This window comes from Aeromonas popoffii (assembly GCF_037818705.1).
GTDB classification, from domain to species: domain Bacteria; phylum Pseudomonadota; class Gammaproteobacteria; order Enterobacterales; family Aeromonadaceae; genus Aeromonas; species Aeromonas popoffii.
Window position 1 is genome coordinate 495,824 of record NZ_CP149129.1, and the last position, 13,590, is coordinate 509,413.

A 13,590-nucleotide genomic window follows, 5' to 3' on the forward strand; every position below is an offset into this window, starting at 1 on the left:
TGCAGGTTGGTTACCTAACAGTCTATGTGGCCTTTGTCACAAGTTCATGGCCCGGTGGCGGGATAAAACAACAGGCCACCTTGCGGTGGCCTGTTGTTTTATTTGAGCAGGGCTTCCATCTCGGCTTCTGCCTTGGCCCGGGCTTTGGCTTCCGCCGCTCTGGCCGCATCGGCGATACTTTCGCCTGCCATATGGGATGCCGCGCTGGCGCTGCTGACGGCCTGCTTGGCGGGAGCGGCCTTGGTCGCTTCTTGCGTCACGGTAGTGGCGGCGCTGCTGACGGCCTGTTTGGCGGGAGCGGCAACGGCCTTGGTGACGTCTTGCGTCGCCGTTGTGACAGCGCTGCTGACGGTCTGCTTGGCAGGCGTGGTAACGGCGGCTGTGGCACTCTTGGCTGCGTTGTTGACACCATTGGTCGCGGCCTGAGTGGCCTCCTCGGCAAGCTTGCTGGTGGTGCCACTGATCACTGTGCTCAGGGCGTTGCCAAGGGAGAAGGGGGACGCGCCGTTCTGGTTGGTCGCCGCGCCGGTCAGGGCATTGGCCGTCGGGATGACCTGACTGTCCGGGTTCTGCCAGCCCTGCATGGCCGTTGGCCAAAGCGGGGCTGTGCCCGCCAGGTTTTCGCCAAAGGCCTGGGTGGTGCCATCCCCTTTTTGCAGCAACACAGACAGCTGGTTAGTTTGCGAGTTCCACACCATGCCCGCCTGCTTGGCAACGTCAGGTACGGGGGCGTAGCGGGAGACCACGTAGAACAGCGGGCCCTCCTGCTGCAGCTCGTTGGCTGTCTTGAGCAACTGCATGGTGCTGTCGTAATTGGGGCCCAGAATGCTGGTCATCCGATCCTTGATCAGGGGTTGTTCAAACAGATTGACCTCGTTCGGGTCAAAACCGACCAGCGGCTTGAGCAGGGCCCACATCAGTTGACTGGTAGGGCTCATCATCAAGAGGGGGGCGACGCAGGCGGACAGCGTCAGGCTCAGGCAGGCAGCCTGAAGCAATGGCATGATACGCATTGGGATAATATCCAAATAACGATTTGATAGATAAGGTTATATTTTGTCTGGAAACGACAAATTCACCGGAAGTTTGCGCGTGGCAGCGAGAGCCTGCCCGCAGGCGCTGGCAGGCTACCATATTGGCTCCACAATGCCAGCAGGCAGTATGATGGCCAGTCAAGTAAACCCCGGGAGTGGTCGATCCATCGAGAGTGCCCCACAACAAAACAGGATCTACCCATGAGAAAAATATTGCTCTGCCTGCTGGCCTCCTGCTGGTGGGTGCCGGCTTTGGCCGCCACCCACACCACTATCGCAGGGGAGCGAGCGAGCCCCAAGCTGGTGCTGCCGCTGGGGTCGTTGCCGGAGCGGGTCTGTTGGTATCAGGATCAGAAATATTCCCTGGGTGCCCGGATTAAACAGGGCGATAGCTGGCGAGAGTACAGCCCGCAGAATGCGCAGGAGAGCAACGGGCCGCTGGCCTGGCGGGAACCTGAAAGGGCGTCGAATGTTGCCGATAACGCGGCCAGGAGCAGCACCATTACCGTGGGCCAGTGAGGCTTTTCTTGATCCAGCTAAAGACATGGACGTGACCTCTATCGCATAATGCGGCTCTTTTCCTCTCTTGGCTGGAACCTAAGAAATGGCTCGTCGCTCTTCCAATGCACAACGTCGTCGCAGTAGCTGGTGGTACAAACGCTTGTTGGCAAGGGAGCGGGAAGAGCGCGAAGCACGTTCCGTCCGGGATTGATACTGCATTGAAAAACGGAGCCTCGGGCTCCGTTTCTGCGTTTATTACCCTTAGCTGCATCACAACGGGGGCCGAAAGGCCCCCGTTTTGCTTTTGCAGATGTTGCCTGCTTGCGACTTAGCGTTGCAGGGCGGCCAGTGCCAGCTCGACCCGCTTGGCGTACTCGGGGTCGGCCTGCTCGAAGTGCTTGAGCTGGGCCGCGATGATGGCGTCATCCTCCACATTGATGAGGGAGCGCGCCAGGTTGGCGGCGAGCCGTGAACGCTGCCCCTCGTCCATGATGCGGAACAGCTTGCCCGGCTGGCTGTAATAGTCGCTGTCGTAGTCGCGGAAGTCGTAGTGCAGGGCGGCCCCTTCCAGACTCAGCGCCGGTTCGTGCTGCTCGCTCGGCTGCTGGGTACCGAAGCGGTTCGGCTGATAGTTGGGGCTGGCGCCGCCATTACTGTCCGCCCGCATGGCGCCATCACGGTGGGCGCCGTAATGGAACGGGCAGCGCGGGGCGTTGACCGGCAGCAGACCATGGTTGACGCCGAGGCGATAGCGCTGGGTGTCACCGTAAGAGAAGAGCCGCCCTTGCAGCATGCGATCCGGCGAGAAGCCGATGCCGGGCACCACGTTGGCCGGGGTGAACGCCGCCTGCTCCACGTGGGCGAAGTAGTTGTCCGGGTTCTGGTTAAGCTCCAGCACGCCGACCGGGATCAGCGGGTAGTCGCTGTGCGGCCACACCTTGGTGAGGTCGAACGGGTGGATCTGGTAAGTCTGGGCGTCGGCCTCCGGCATCACCTGCACATAGACCTTCCAGCGCGGGAAGTCGCCCTGCTCGATGGCATTGAACAGATCCGCCTGGCTGGTCTCCCGATCCTGGCCGACGACATTGGCCGCCTCTTCATCGGTGTAGAAGCTGTGGCCCTGCTCGGTCTTGAAGTGGAACTTGACCCAGAAGCGTTCGTTCGCGTCGTTGATAAAGCTGAAGGTGTGGCTGCCGTAGCCGTTCATCTCCCGCAGGCTCTTGGGGATGCCGCGATCGCTGAAGAGGATGGTGACCTGATGCAGGGATTCCGGATGGCGGGACCAGAAGTCCCAGGCGGCGGTGGCGCTGCGCAGGTTGGTGCGCGGATCCCGCTTTTGGGTGTGGATGAAGTCGGGGAATTTCAGCGGATCGCGGATGAAGAAGACCGGGGTGTTGTTGCCCACCAGATCCCAGTTGCCCTGCTCGGTGTAGAACTTGAGGGCGAAGCCGCGCACGTCGCGCTCGGCATCGGCGGCACCCTTCTCACCGGCTACGGTAGAGAAGCGCAGGAAGACCGGGGTCTGCTTGCCGATGGTATTGAACAGGTCGGCCTTGCTGAACTGGCTTATGTCATGGGTCAGGGTAAAGGTGCCATAAGCGCCCGAGCCCTTGGCGTGAACCACCCGCTCCGGGATCCGTTCCCGATCGAAATGAGCCAACTTTTCCATCAACCAGATATCTTGCATCAATACGGGGCCGCGCGGGCCGGCGGTGAGGCTGTTGTTGTTGTCGACGACGGGGGCGCCGTTGGCGCTGTGCAGGGTCTTGTCAGTCATGGCTTCTCTCCTTGTTGATATGGGGCCAGCCTACGGATCTGCGCAGTGATGGGCCAATGGGCTTTTCCTAGCCCTTTGATAGGCAAGACAAATGGGTGCGGGGGATGTGTAACCGCGCCGGATATTGCATGATGGGGGTTTCGAGAAGGAGCCTCATATGCAGATTACTATCCGTCATGCCGAACCCACCGATGCCCCCGCTTTGCGGGATCTTTACGCCATGCCCAATGCTCAGGCGGGCACTCTGCACCTGCCCACGCCTCCCCTTAGCCAGTGGCAGAAGCGGTTGGAGAGCAGTGATGTGGTCGCCTTGGTGGCGGAGGTAGAGGGGCTGCTGGTGGGCCAGATAGCATTGCATGTGGAACCCAATCCCAGACGCAAGCATGTGGCCGGGATCGGCATGGGGGTGCGGGATGACTGGGCGGGCAAGGGGGTTGGCTCCGCACTGATGGCTGCGGCACTGGATCTGGCCGACAACTGGCTCAACCTGCACCGGATTGAGCTGACCGTCTATCCCGATAATGAAGCCGCGCAGGCGCTCTATCGCAAGTTCGGCTTTGTGGAAGAGGGGCGGGCCCGCGATTTCGCTTTCCGGCAGGGGCGCTATGTGGATGCGATCTACATGGCGAGGATCCGCCCGTGATCGACTACCGCCGCCGTCTCATCCCTGTACTGCGGGCGCTGGAGCGGGATCCGGATCTCTCCATCGAGGCGCTGGCGAGCCGCGCCTGCCTCTCCCTCTACCATTTTCACCGGGTGTTTACGGCCGTGGCAGGGGAGACGCCTGGGGAGATGTGCCGGCGGCTGCGCATGCAGCGAGCGGCCTGGCAGCTTTGCTACACAGACGCCAGCGTCACGGCCATTGCGTTGGGGGCGGGCTTTGCCAGCTCACAGGCGTTTGCCAAGGCGTTTCGCCGCCATTACGGTTGCCCCCCTGGCGAGTTTCGTCGCGACAAGCGCAAGAATGGACACCTGGAGAGCAAGGATGGACACGCATGGGAGGGCTCGTCCCCTTATGCTGAAAGTCATTCATCAGCAAGGAGCAATACCATGAAAACTGTCGAGATGGACGCCCGCACCCTGGCTTATATTCGTGTCACCGGCCCCTATGGCGAGGGATATGAACCGGTCTGCGGTCAACTGCATCAGTGGGCCAGTGCCCGAGGAGTGGAAGGGGGCGAGTGGATTTTCATCTATCACGATAACCCCGAGGTGACCCCGCCAGCCCAGTGTCGTACTGACATAGGTGTGACGGTGCCAGCGGGTACGGTGGGGATGGGGGCGGTCGAGATCCAGCTTATTCCCGCTGGTCGTTACGCCCAGTCCCGTTATCTAATTACCGACCGCAGTCAGTATGGCCCGCGTTGGCAGGAACATATCGGCGACATCGTTGCTGCCGGGCTGGAGTTTGGCAATGGCCCCTGTTTCGAGCTTTATCACAGCATGAGCGATGATCCCGTGCAGGACGATGTCAGTTTCTGTTCCTGCGTGCGTTAGCCATGTGGCAACCAGTGGCAATAAAACGAGGCGCCTGTAGGCGCCTCGTTTTATGTGGGATGGGTCACGTTGTCTCGGCAAAGCCGCTCCCGGGAGAGCAAGATGTCTGCTCGCATCAAGGCTGGTTGGGCACCTTGTCTCGCCGCGATTTCCACCACCAGCGCAGGCGGATCTGGGAGATCAACATGCCTGCCAGCATCAGGGCGCAGCCCACTATGGCGCGTTCATCCAGGATTTCGCCGAGCAGCAGCACACCGCCGATGGCGGCGAACACTGTCTCCAGGCTGAGGATGATGGCGGCGTGGGCCGGATGGGCACCGCGCTGCCCCACCACCTGCAGCGTGTAGCCGATACCGACCGACACCAGACCGGCATAGAGCAGCGCCTGCCAGCCCGCCACGGCGCCGCTCATGGTTGGCGTCTCCATGGTGAAGGCAACCCCCAGGCTGAGCAGGCCGCACACCAGGAACTGCACGCCAGCCAGGCGGATCGGCGCGACCCGGCTCGAGTAGTGATCCAGCACCAGCAGGTGAATGGCCCAGAACAGGGCGCCGATCACCTGCAACAGGTCGCCGTAGCCTATGGTGAACTCCTCGGTCACGCTCAGGTAGTAGAGCCCCGCCATGGCGATGAGGGCGCCGACCCAGGTGTTGGCCCCGGTTTTGTGGCGCAGGGCCAGGCCGATGACGGGCACCAGTATGATGTAGAGGCCTGTGATGAAGCCCGCCTTGGCGGCCGTGGTATAGAGCAGTCCCACCTGCTGCAGGGAGGCGGCGCTGAACAGCACGAGACCGGCGAGCAGGCCCCCGGTCAGCAGCAGGCGGCGATCACCGGGCTGACCCACAGGCTGGCGTGACTTGAGCCACCACAGCAACGGCAGCAGGGAGGCGGCACCGAGTAGAAAGCGCAGACCGTTGAAGGTGTAAGGCCCCATGTGATCCATCCCCAGCCGCTGGGCGACGAAGCCCAGCCCCCAGATGGCAGCGGCCATCAGTAACATCATGTTCGAACGCATACGAATTCATCCCTGAAAAGGTGGCGGGCAGGCGCCCGTCCGTAAAGCTCAAGCCACCAAGATAACCGTGTGTGGGGGGATTTGTCTTTAGCGCTCGCGAGTTTGGTCAGCAGCAGCAGGCCGTGCAGAGGGGATTAATCCTTATCGCGGCTGAATAAACGTCGCCTTCAACTGCTGGCGAGTGTGGCCAGCAAGGGGATGAGGGCGAGCAGCAAGAGGTTGCCGCGCAGGATCCAGATCACCCAGAACTGCTGCTGGATGGAAACCATGGGGGCCCGACCCTGACGCAGGGAGCGGCGCCAGCGATAGAAGAGGTGGCTGGGATAGCCAAAGCTGATGACCATCAGGCAAAACAGCAGCAGCTTGGTGCGATAACCGGGGTTGGCGAACAGTACGGCGGGCTGTTCGGAGTGGGCGAGCACCAGCAACACGCCCGTGATGAAGATGAGCAGCAGGGCCAGCGCCGCCAGGCCGTCGGCCAGCAGCAGCTTACGGACCTGTTCAATGGACATGCCGCGCCGGAACAGAAAATACTCGGAGGTGATGGCCCCGGTCAGGATAATCACGGCGCAATAGTGCAGCGCCATCAGCAGGTCCGGGTTCAACATCTGTGTCGCTTACCTCTTGTTGAGCACATAACCCGCTTCCTTTTGGACGCCATCCCGTGGTGCTGATATTCTGACACTACTTCGTGTCTGACGGTAGCAGGAGTCAGGGTTGGATAAGCGTGTTGTCCCCAAGAAAGCCTGGTCCCTGGTTGCCCGGATGCGGCTGGGGTTGTTGCTGTTGTTCATTCCCGTACTGATGCTGGGCGGCATCTACTATCTGCACATGGAACGCAGCCTGCAAAACGAGTTGCAGCAGCGTCTGCTCGCCACCAATCACCAGTTGCGTCACGTCTTCATCGAGCCCTATCTTCAGGAGATGGAACGGCAGTTTACGCTTATCTACGACCAGGTGAAGGTGGAAGATATCAGCGGCCCACACCTGCACAATACCGAGAGTTATCTGAAGACATGGCAGCTCTACAAAGGGATGATGGCCGACCTGCTCTATATCTATGTCGGCACGGCCGAGCGCCAGATGCTGATCTATCCCAAGTGGGAGGCGGATGCCAATTTTGATCCCAGGGCGCGCCCCTGGTATCAGCTGGCCAGCCAGCATTTGGGCAAGATGGTCTGGACCGAGCCCTACTATGACTACATCAATGGCAATCTGGTGATCGCTCTGGCGCGAGCGCTGACCGATGCCAACGGCAAGGTGCAGGGGGTGTTTGCGGTCGATGCCATCCTGGCACCATTCTCGGCCCAGCTGAACCGCCAGGCGGACAACGGTTACCAGATGATCGTCAATCAGTCCGGTAAGGTGCTGGTGCACCCGGATCCCGCTCAGTTGCTCAAGCCCATGGACCATCCCCAGTGGCTCTCCCGCTTCAATCAGGGGGAGGGCATCTTCCTGGACAAGGCTTCCCAGCTGTTTGTGGCCTACAGCAAATTGCCTGATCACGACTGGGTGCTGATCAGCGTGCAACCGGCGGCCAGCGTCCAGGTCGCGATCAACCGGGTCTCCCTTAACGTGCAACTGATGGTGGTGCTGGCCTGTGTACTCTATCTCGTGCTGGCGCTGGTGTGGTCCCGCTACTTCCGGCGCATGCTCGACGAGATCGCTTCCATGATCCGGGCCAGCCGGACTCAACCCGATGATGTGCCCCAGGGCGGGATGCGGGAGCTCAAGCACGTTTACGCCGAGCTTGCCGAGGCGAGCAAGGATTATCACGAGGCCCGCCAGCAGGCCAATCTGGACAAGCTCACTGCGCTCTACAACCGCCGTTTCTTTGACGAACGCCTGACCTGGTTGTTGCTTGAACAGCAGCCCTTCTGCCTGGCCATGGTCGATCTCGATGACTTCAAGCGGGTCAATGACAACTATGGTCACCAGACCGGGGACGTGGTGCTCAAGCGGGTGGCTCAGCTGGCCAGGCTGCTGTTGGGGGATTATGGCTGGGTCTGCCGTTACGGCGGGGAGGAGCTGGTGGTGCTGATGGTCAACCCGGACCCCCACTTCTGCCTGATGTTGCTGGAGCAGTTCCGCAAGGGGGTGGAGTCACTGGACTGGCGCGAGCCTGGCCTCAAAATCACCTTGAGTGGCGGGCTGGTGGCCAGCCATGGGGTGACGCTCGGCAAGACGCTGCTGGAGGTGGCGGATGCCGAGGTCTATCGCGCCAAGCGTGATGGCAAGAACCGCATCTATCTGGGCACCCCGCAGGAACTTGTGGCCGGATAGGGGATCTTGCCAACAGGCTGGCGGTTGAGTAAAGAAGAGGCCCGAGGGCCTCTTCTTCATTTAGCCGTTCAGTTGCCAGTCCAGGGTGGGCCAGTCGTGTTCGGCGGCGATCTGACGCAGGCTGGGAGCCGGGTTGACCGCATGAGGATGGCTCACCGCCCGCAGCAGTGGCAGGTCGTTGTGGGAGTCGCTGTAACCAAAGCTCCCCTGCCAGAGGTTGTCGTCTCCGGCGAAGAGCTGGTCGATGCGGGCCACCTTGCCCTCCCGAAAACTCAGGGTGCCGCGAGTCTGGCCGGTCAGCATCCCCGCCTCCTCATCGAGCAGGATGGCAACGCAGTGATCCATCCCCAGCATCTGCGCCATGGGCGCCACCAGATGTTCGCCGGAGGCCGAGATCAGCACCAGCTCGTCCCCTTGCTTGCGGTGCCACTCGATGCGCGCCAACCCCTCGGGGTAGATCCGCGCCCGCAGCACCTGCTCGGCGAAGCGGTGGCACTGTTGGCTGAGCCACTGACGTGACTTGCCTGCCAGCGGCTGCAGGGTGAAGGCCATGTACTGGTGCATGTCCATCTTGCCCTGATGGTAGAGGGACATCATGGCCTGCTCTTCGGCAATCATGTCCGCCGGGGCCAGCTCCTGGGCCACCATGTACTCCAGCCAGAGGCTGGCGGAATCCCCGGCAATCAGGGTCTCATCCAGATCAAACAGTGCCAGTGCCATGACGGCTCCTTGGGTTGGTGACCGGCATCATGATGCCGGTCGAAAACAGAATGGGATACATGGCTTTATGCTACCTCACACAGCTGATCCCGGGCCACCACCAGGGTCACTGCGCTGCCGGTTGCCAGCAGATCGCCGGCCGAGCGGTTGAGGCAATCCACCGTCAAGAGTCCCGCCTCGCACGCCACCTGATAGCGGATGACGTTGCCGAGCAGCTGTTGCTGACGCACTATGCCGGGCAGGCAAGGCTCGCTGCTGGTCGCCCCTGCGGGCAGCAGGGTGATGGATTCTGGGCGCAACGCCAGCTTGCCCTGAAAATGGGGGCCGAACAGCGACTTGCCCTGCTCTGCGCCGAGCAGGTTGTAGTTGCCGATAAAGCTCGCCACAAACTCACTGGCAGGGCGGGTGTAGATCTGCTCCGGCGTGCCGCTCTGCACGATGGATCCCTTGTTCATCAGGAAGATCCGATCCGACAGGGTGAGCGCCTCCTCCTGATCGTGGGTCACGAAGATGGTGGTGAGCTCAAGGCGCTGCTGGATCTCGCGGATCTGCTGGCGCAGGCTGCGGCGGATGCGGGCATCCAGCGCGGAGAGCGGCTCGTCCAGCAAGAGGATCCTTGGCCGCACCACCAAAGCCCGTGCCAGCGCCACCCGCTGGCGCTGACCGCCGGAGAGCTCACCCGGATAGCGGCGCTCGAAGCCGGTCAGCTCCACCAGCTCCAGTGCTTCCTGCACGCTGGCCGCCAGCTCCCGCCCCGGCTGGGGCTTCATCTTGAGGCCGAAGGCGACGTTGTCCCACACCGTCATGTTGGGGAACAGCGCATAGCTCTGGAACACCATGCCGATGCCCCGTTTCTGGGGCGCCTGCCAGGTAATGTCTTCACCGGCCACCCGCACCTGACCGCCATCCACCTGGGTGAGCCCGGCCAATGCCCGCAGCAGGGTGGACTTGCCGCAGCCGGAGGGGCCGAGCAGGGTCACCAGCTCCCCCTTGCGAATGCCGAATTCGATCCCCTCGAACACCGGGGTATCGCCGTAGGATTTGTGCAGTTGATTGACTTCTAAATGAAACATCTTGGATCACCGATGAAATCTGTTGGCCGCCCAGGTGAGCAGCAGGGTCAGCAGGAAGTAGCTCATCACCAGCGCACTGGTGAAGTGGCCCGAGGTGGCGCGCATGTTGTAGAGGTAGACCTGCAGGGTCTCGTAACGGGTGCCTACCAGCATGTTGGCAAACACGAACTCGCCGAGCAGGAAGGAGAGCGAGAGAAACAGCGCCGCCAGCAATCCCTTGCGCAGGCAAGGGATCACCACCAACAGGAAGGCGCGGCGACTGCTCGCTCCCAGCAGGTGGGCAGCATCCATCAGATCCTTGAGCGGCACCCCTTGCAGGCTGTTGGCCAGCGCCCGGTACATAAAAGGGAGCACCACGGTGAACCAGGTGCCGATCAGGATCCACGGCGTGCCGACGATGGGCAGGGGGCCGTCGGCGTAGATCTGCAGCAGTCCCACCGAGGAGACCACGGGCGGCACCGCAAAGGGGAGCAGGATCAGCAGGTTCATCCAGGGATCCAGCTTGGGGAAGTAGTAGGCCACCACCAACACGGTGGGCACCAGCACCAGGGTCCCCAGCAGCAGAGTGGCGAAGCAGACCAGCAGGCTGCGGCCAAACGCCGCGAGAAAGCGCGGATCGCCCAACAGCTTCAGATACCAGTCGAGGGTGAAGCCATCCGGCAGCATGGTCGCCCCCCAGCGGGTGGAGATGGAATAGAGGAAGGTGGCCAGCAGCGGCAGCAGCAGGGTGGCGACCAGCGCCCCCAGCACCCACTTTGGCCAGCGCGGTGTCAAATCATGCATCTTGTCGTCTCCCGCCAGGATGCAGGCCAGCTGCACCCGGCTTGTTCGATCCAGTACAGGGTGTCAGGTCATGCATGGGACTGCCCCTTGTTCACATAGCTCTTTTTCAGCAACCACTGGTTGGCAGCCGTCACCACCCCCAGCAGCACCATCAGGATCACCGCCAGCGCCGCCGCCATATTGGGCTCGAGGAAGATGTCGCCGGAGACCAGACTGGCCACCCTGATAGTCACCAGATTGAAGTTGCCGGTGGTGAGGGCGTAGGCGGAGGCATAGGCACCCACTGCGTTGGCAAAAAGGATGATCAGGGTGCCGAGCAGGGCGGGTGTGAGCACCGGCAGCGCCACGTGCCACACATACTGACGCTTGCTCGCCCCCAGCAGTGCCGCAGCCTGCGGCCACTCATCCTGCAAGGCATCGAACGCCGGATAGAGCAGCAGCAAGGCGAGCGGGATCTGGAAGTAGGTGTAGATGAGGATGAGGCCCGACCCCGAGTAGAGGTTGAAGCCGTCGATCCAGCCCCAGGATTTCAACAGCAGGGTAACGGCGCCGTTGATACCGAGAATGATGATGAAGGCGAACGCCAGCGGCACCCCGCTGAAGTTGCCTGTCATGGTGACAAACGCCAGCAGCAGCCGTTTGACCCGCTCGCCGCTGTGGCGCAGCGCCGCCGCACCCAGGGTGCCGATGGCAAGCCCCGCCAGACTGGCGATACCGGCGATCCGCAACGAGTTGGCGAAGGATTGCAGATAGAAGGGGGAGCTCAGGATCTCCCGGTAGTAGTCGAGGCCCCAGCCATCGGGGGTCTGAAAGCTGCCCACCAGCACCCACACCATGGGGGCAAGCTGGAACAGGATCATCAGCAGGATAAACGGCAGCAATACCAGCGCGGGTAGCCAGTGACGGCGCACCCGGCGCCGGGTTACCACGGGTTGATCCAGCAGGATCTCGGTGGTGGCGGGCATCATCAGTGCACCTCACGCATAAAGGCCGCCTTGAGCAGCGGGGGAGCAACCGGTTTATCGTGGGGAACGCCCAGCAAGTCGGCCATCAGGGCGCAAAGTTGGGTCTGGGCGATAACAACGCCATCCGGCCAGTGTTCGACGAAGGCATCGCCAAACAGCCAGAGCGGCACGGTGCGCTCCTCGGGCAGGGTGCCGCCGTGGCTTAAGTCGTTGTTCATACCGTGATCCGAGGTGATCACCACCTGATACCCCTCTGCCAGCCACTGGGGCAGCAGATCGGCCAGCAGGCTGTCCATCCGGCGCGCCTGATTGCGGTACTGGCGCGAATCGAGGCCACACTGGTGGCCAGCGTCATCCACCCCCATCGGGTGGATCAGCAGAAAGTCGGGGTCGTACTGGCTGCGCAGCCACTCGCCATCCATCAGCAGATGGCTGTCGGGGTAGGCGTCATCCCAGTAGAAGCAGCCGTGCTGAATTGGCAGTTGCTCGTCATGGGTGTAACGATCTCGCAGCGCCAGCCAGGGGCTGCGGTTGTAGAGTTCGCTCACCCAGTAATAGGCCGCCGCTGCGGTGCGTTTACCCGCGGCGCGGGCCAGATGGAAGATGGCGTCGTGCTGGCTCAGGCGACTCACCCCGTTGTGTGTGATGCCGCTGGTTACTGGCGGTACGCCGGTCAGGATGCACTCGTAGAGCGGTCGGGAGAGGGAGGGCAGGGCACAGCTCAGGGTCGTATACAAGCCGCGCTTCGCCTCCACCATGCCACCGAGGTAGCCCATGGTGTGGGCTACCTCGGCTGCCAGACCATCCACAAGTACCACTATCACCTTGTGTTGCACTGGATTCCCTTACTGCATGTTGATCATGACGGTTTCTTGCCACTGGCGCGGCAGGGCTTTGGAGCTCTGCTCCCAGGCGGCATGGTCGCTGACCGGCTTGGCATTGGCATACTGCTCGGCGGGCAGCAGCTTGGCCTTCACGTCATCCGGCAGGGTCACGTTGCTGCGGATGGGGCGGGCATAGCCACGGGCCAGGTTGATTTGACCGGCATCGGAGAGGATGTATTCCCGCGCCAGCTTGGCGGCGTTGGGGTTCTTGGCCCACTTGTTGATGATGGTGGTGTAACCGGCGATGACGGAGCCGTCGCTCGGGATCACTACCTCAAACTTATTGGGGTCAATCTGGTCGCGGTAGTTGAGGGCGTTGAAGTCCCACAGCACACCCACTTCCACTTCGCCCTTCTCGATATTGGCGATGGTCGGGTCATTCAGCGACAGACGACCCTGCTTGGCCAGCTGGCCGAACAGCTCCAGCGCAGGCTTGAGGTTCTTCTCGCTGCCGCCGGTGGCATAGGCCGCCGCCAGCACGCCGTTGTTGGCCTGGGAGGCGACACCCACATCACCCAGCGTCACCTTGTAGTCGCCACCCAGCAGGGATTGCCAGTTGGTGGGGGCGGCCTTGACCAGATCCTTGTTGATCAGGAAGGCGATGGTGCCGGTATAGGCCAGCATCCAGTGACCGTCCGCATCCTTGGCCCAGTTGGGAATATCGGCCCAGGTGGAGGGCTTGTAGGGCTGAGTGACCCCCTGCTTGACCGCCACCGGACCGAAGGCGCCGCCCACGTCACCGATATCGGCGGTGGCGTTGGCCTTCTCGGCGGCAAACTTGGCGATCTCCTGCGCCGAGCTCATGTCGGTATCCTGATGCTTGATGCCGTAGATGCTGCCTAGCTGTTGCCAGGTATCCTTCCAGTTGGCCCAGCTGTCGGGCATGCCGATACTGCTGAGCTGGCCTTCGCCACGGGCGGCCTTCTCGAGATCCGCGATGTTCTCGGCGGCAAACAGTGGTTGACTGATGGCCACCAGGGCCAGTGCACTTGCGATCACGCTTTTCATTATCCCATCCTTCTGGACTAGGTCAGTTAAGGTTCGAGAGGGATGCTAGA

At 61.9% G+C, this 13,590-nt stretch carries 14 protein-coding genes; 4 read left to right on the top strand and 10 right to left on the bottom strand.

The features are described 5' to 3' along the window. Window positions 1-98: 98 nt before the first annotated feature. The gene (locus WJM78_RS02390) at window positions 99-1,013 is read right to left on the bottom strand and encodes a hypothetical protein (protein ID WP_339013243.1); all 915 of its coding nucleotides are present in this window, start codon (window positions 1,011-1,013) and stop codon (window positions 99-101) included. Between the two features lie 222 nt (window positions 1,014-1,235). Between WJM78_RS02390 and WJM78_RS02395 the strand changes: the two genes are divergently transcribed. After that, window positions 1,236-1,553 (top strand): DUF1496 domain-containing protein, encoded by a 318-nt coding sequence (locus tag WJM78_RS02395; protein ID WP_339013246.1) that lies wholly within the window; start codon window positions 1,236-1,238, stop codon window positions 1,551-1,553. Window positions 1,554-1,863: 310 nt separating this feature from the next. Here WJM78_RS02395 and WJM78_RS02400 read toward each other — a convergent pair whose 3' ends face one another. Then, window positions 1,864-3,312 carry a catalase gene (locus tag WJM78_RS02400; protein WP_339013249.1) on the bottom strand — a complete coding sequence of 483 codons (1,449 nt, stop codon included), beginning with the start codon at window positions 3,310-3,312 and terminating at the stop codon, window positions 1,864-1,866. A 157-nt stretch (window positions 3,313-3,469) separates the two neighbouring features. Here WJM78_RS02400 and WJM78_RS02405 point away from each other — a divergent pair, with 157 nt between their 5' ends. Then, on the top strand, window positions 3,470-3,955 hold the full coding sequence (locus tag WJM78_RS02405; RefSeq protein ID WP_339013251.1) for a GNAT family N-acetyltransferase: 486 nt from the start codon (window positions 3,470-3,472) through the stop codon (window positions 3,953-3,955). After that, on the top strand, window positions 3,952-4,809 hold the full coding sequence (locus WJM78_RS02410; protein WP_339013254.1) for an AraC family transcriptional regulator: 858 nt from the start codon (window positions 3,952-3,954) through the stop codon (window positions 4,807-4,809). Before WJM78_RS02405 ends, WJM78_RS02410 begins: the two co-directional genes overlap by 4 nt. A gap of 115 nt (window positions 4,810-4,924) precedes the next feature. Here WJM78_RS02410 and WJM78_RS02415 read toward each other — a convergent pair whose 3' ends face one another. Together WJM78_RS02415 and WJM78_RS02420 are read right to left on the bottom strand one after the other, a co-directional pair. Continuing rightward, on the bottom strand, window positions 4,925-5,824 hold the full coding sequence (locus tag WJM78_RS02415; RefSeq protein WP_042039260.1) for a DMT family transporter: 900 nt from the start codon (window positions 5,822-5,824) through the stop codon (window positions 4,925-4,927). Window positions 5,825-5,991: 167 nt separating this feature from the next. Beyond that, window positions 5,992-6,432: a DUF2214 family protein gene (locus WJM78_RS02420; RefSeq protein WP_042039262.1), complete on the bottom strand. Its 441-nt coding sequence runs from the start codon at window positions 6,430-6,432 to the stop codon at window positions 5,992-5,994. A gap of 109 nt (window positions 6,433-6,541) precedes the next feature. Between WJM78_RS02420 and WJM78_RS02425 the strand changes: the two genes are divergently transcribed. After that, window positions 6,542-8,107, top strand: coding sequence for a diguanylate cyclase (locus tag WJM78_RS02425; RefSeq protein ID WP_339013261.1), 1,566 nt, complete (start codon window positions 6,542-6,544; stop codon window positions 8,105-8,107). Between the two features lie 60 nt (window positions 8,108-8,167). On the opposite strand, the gene WJM78_RS02430 is transcribed toward WJM78_RS02425, so the two are convergent. The 6 genes from WJM78_RS02430 to WJM78_RS02455 form a co-directional block, all read right to left on the bottom strand. Further along, complete coding sequence (locus WJM78_RS02430; RefSeq protein ID WP_339013264.1) at window positions 8,168-8,827, bottom strand: HAD family hydrolase; 660 nt, start codon at window positions 8,825-8,827, stop codon at window positions 8,168-8,170. 65 nt (window positions 8,828-8,892) lie between these two features. After that, entirely contained in the window at window positions 8,893-9,900 is a 1,008-nt protein-coding gene (locus WJM78_RS02435; protein ID WP_108535709.1) for an ABC transporter ATP-binding protein, read from the bottom strand. Window positions 9,901-9,906: 6 nt separating this feature from the next. Next, window positions 9,907-10,683, bottom strand: a complete 777-nt coding sequence (locus WJM78_RS02440; protein WP_042039313.1) for an ABC transporter permease — start codon at window positions 10,681-10,683, stop codon at window positions 9,907-9,909. 68 nt (window positions 10,684-10,751) lie between these two features. After that, window positions 10,752-11,651 carry an ABC transporter permease gene (locus WJM78_RS02445; protein ID WP_287146601.1) on the bottom strand — a complete coding sequence of 300 codons (900 nt, stop codon included), beginning with the start codon at window positions 11,649-11,651 and terminating at the stop codon, window positions 10,752-10,754. Beyond that, window positions 11,651-12,484 (bottom strand): alkaline phosphatase family protein, encoded by an 834-nt coding sequence (locus tag WJM78_RS02450; RefSeq protein WP_339013269.1) that lies wholly within the window; start codon window positions 12,482-12,484, stop codon window positions 11,651-11,653. Before WJM78_RS02450 ends, WJM78_RS02445 begins: the two co-directional genes overlap by 1 nt. A 9-nt stretch (window positions 12,485-12,493) precedes the next feature. Next, entirely contained in the window at window positions 12,494-13,540 is a 1,047-nt protein-coding gene (locus WJM78_RS02455) for an ABC transporter substrate-binding protein (protein WP_339013271.1), read from the bottom strand. Between the last annotated feature and the right edge of the window lie 50 nt (window positions 13,541-13,590).

What these genes read in the sequence shown, in the direction of transcription:
- WJM78_RS02430 (WP_339013264.1), bottom strand. Translation starts at nt 8,827, where the DNA reads ATGGCACTGGCACTGTTTGATCTGGATGAGACCCTGATTGCCGGGGAT.
- WJM78_RS02455 (WP_339013271.1), bottom strand. Translation starts at nt 13,540, where the DNA reads ATGAAAAGCGTGATCGCAAGTGCACTGGCCCTGGTGGCCATCAGTCAA.
- WJM78_RS02420 (WP_042039262.1), bottom strand. Translation starts at nt 6,432, where the DNA reads ATGTTGAACCCGGACCTGCTGATGGCGCTGCACTATTGCGCCGTGATT.
- WJM78_RS02400 (WP_339013249.1), bottom strand. Translation starts at nt 3,312, where the DNA reads ATGACTGACAAGACCCTGCACAGCGCCAACGGCGCCCCCGTCGTCGAC.
- WJM78_RS02445 (WP_287146601.1), bottom strand. Translation starts at nt 11,651, where the DNA reads ATGATGCCCGCCACCACCGAGATCCTGCTGGATCAACCCGTGGTAACC.
- WJM78_RS02435 (WP_108535709.1), bottom strand. Translation starts at nt 9,900, where the DNA reads ATGTTTCATTTAGAAGTCAATCAACTGCACAAATCCTACGGCGATACC.
- WJM78_RS02440 (WP_042039313.1), bottom strand. Translation starts at nt 10,683, where the DNA reads ATGCATGATTTGACACCGCGCTGGCCAAAGTGGGTGCTGGGGGCGCTG.
- WJM78_RS02415 (WP_042039260.1), bottom strand. Translation starts at nt 5,824, where the DNA reads ATGCGTTCGAACATGATGTTACTGATGGCCGCTGCCATCTGGGGGCTG.
- WJM78_RS02395 (WP_339013246.1), top strand. Translation starts at nt 1,236, where the DNA reads ATGAGAAAAATATTGCTCTGCCTGCTGGCCTCCTGCTGGTGGGTGCCG.
- WJM78_RS02390 (WP_339013243.1), bottom strand. Translation starts at nt 1,013, where the DNA reads ATGCGTATCATGCCATTGCTTCAGGCTGCCTGCCTGAGCCTGACGCTG.
- WJM78_RS02405 (WP_339013251.1), top strand. Translation starts at nt 3,470, where the DNA reads ATGCAGATTACTATCCGTCATGCCGAACCCACCGATGCCCCCGCTTTG.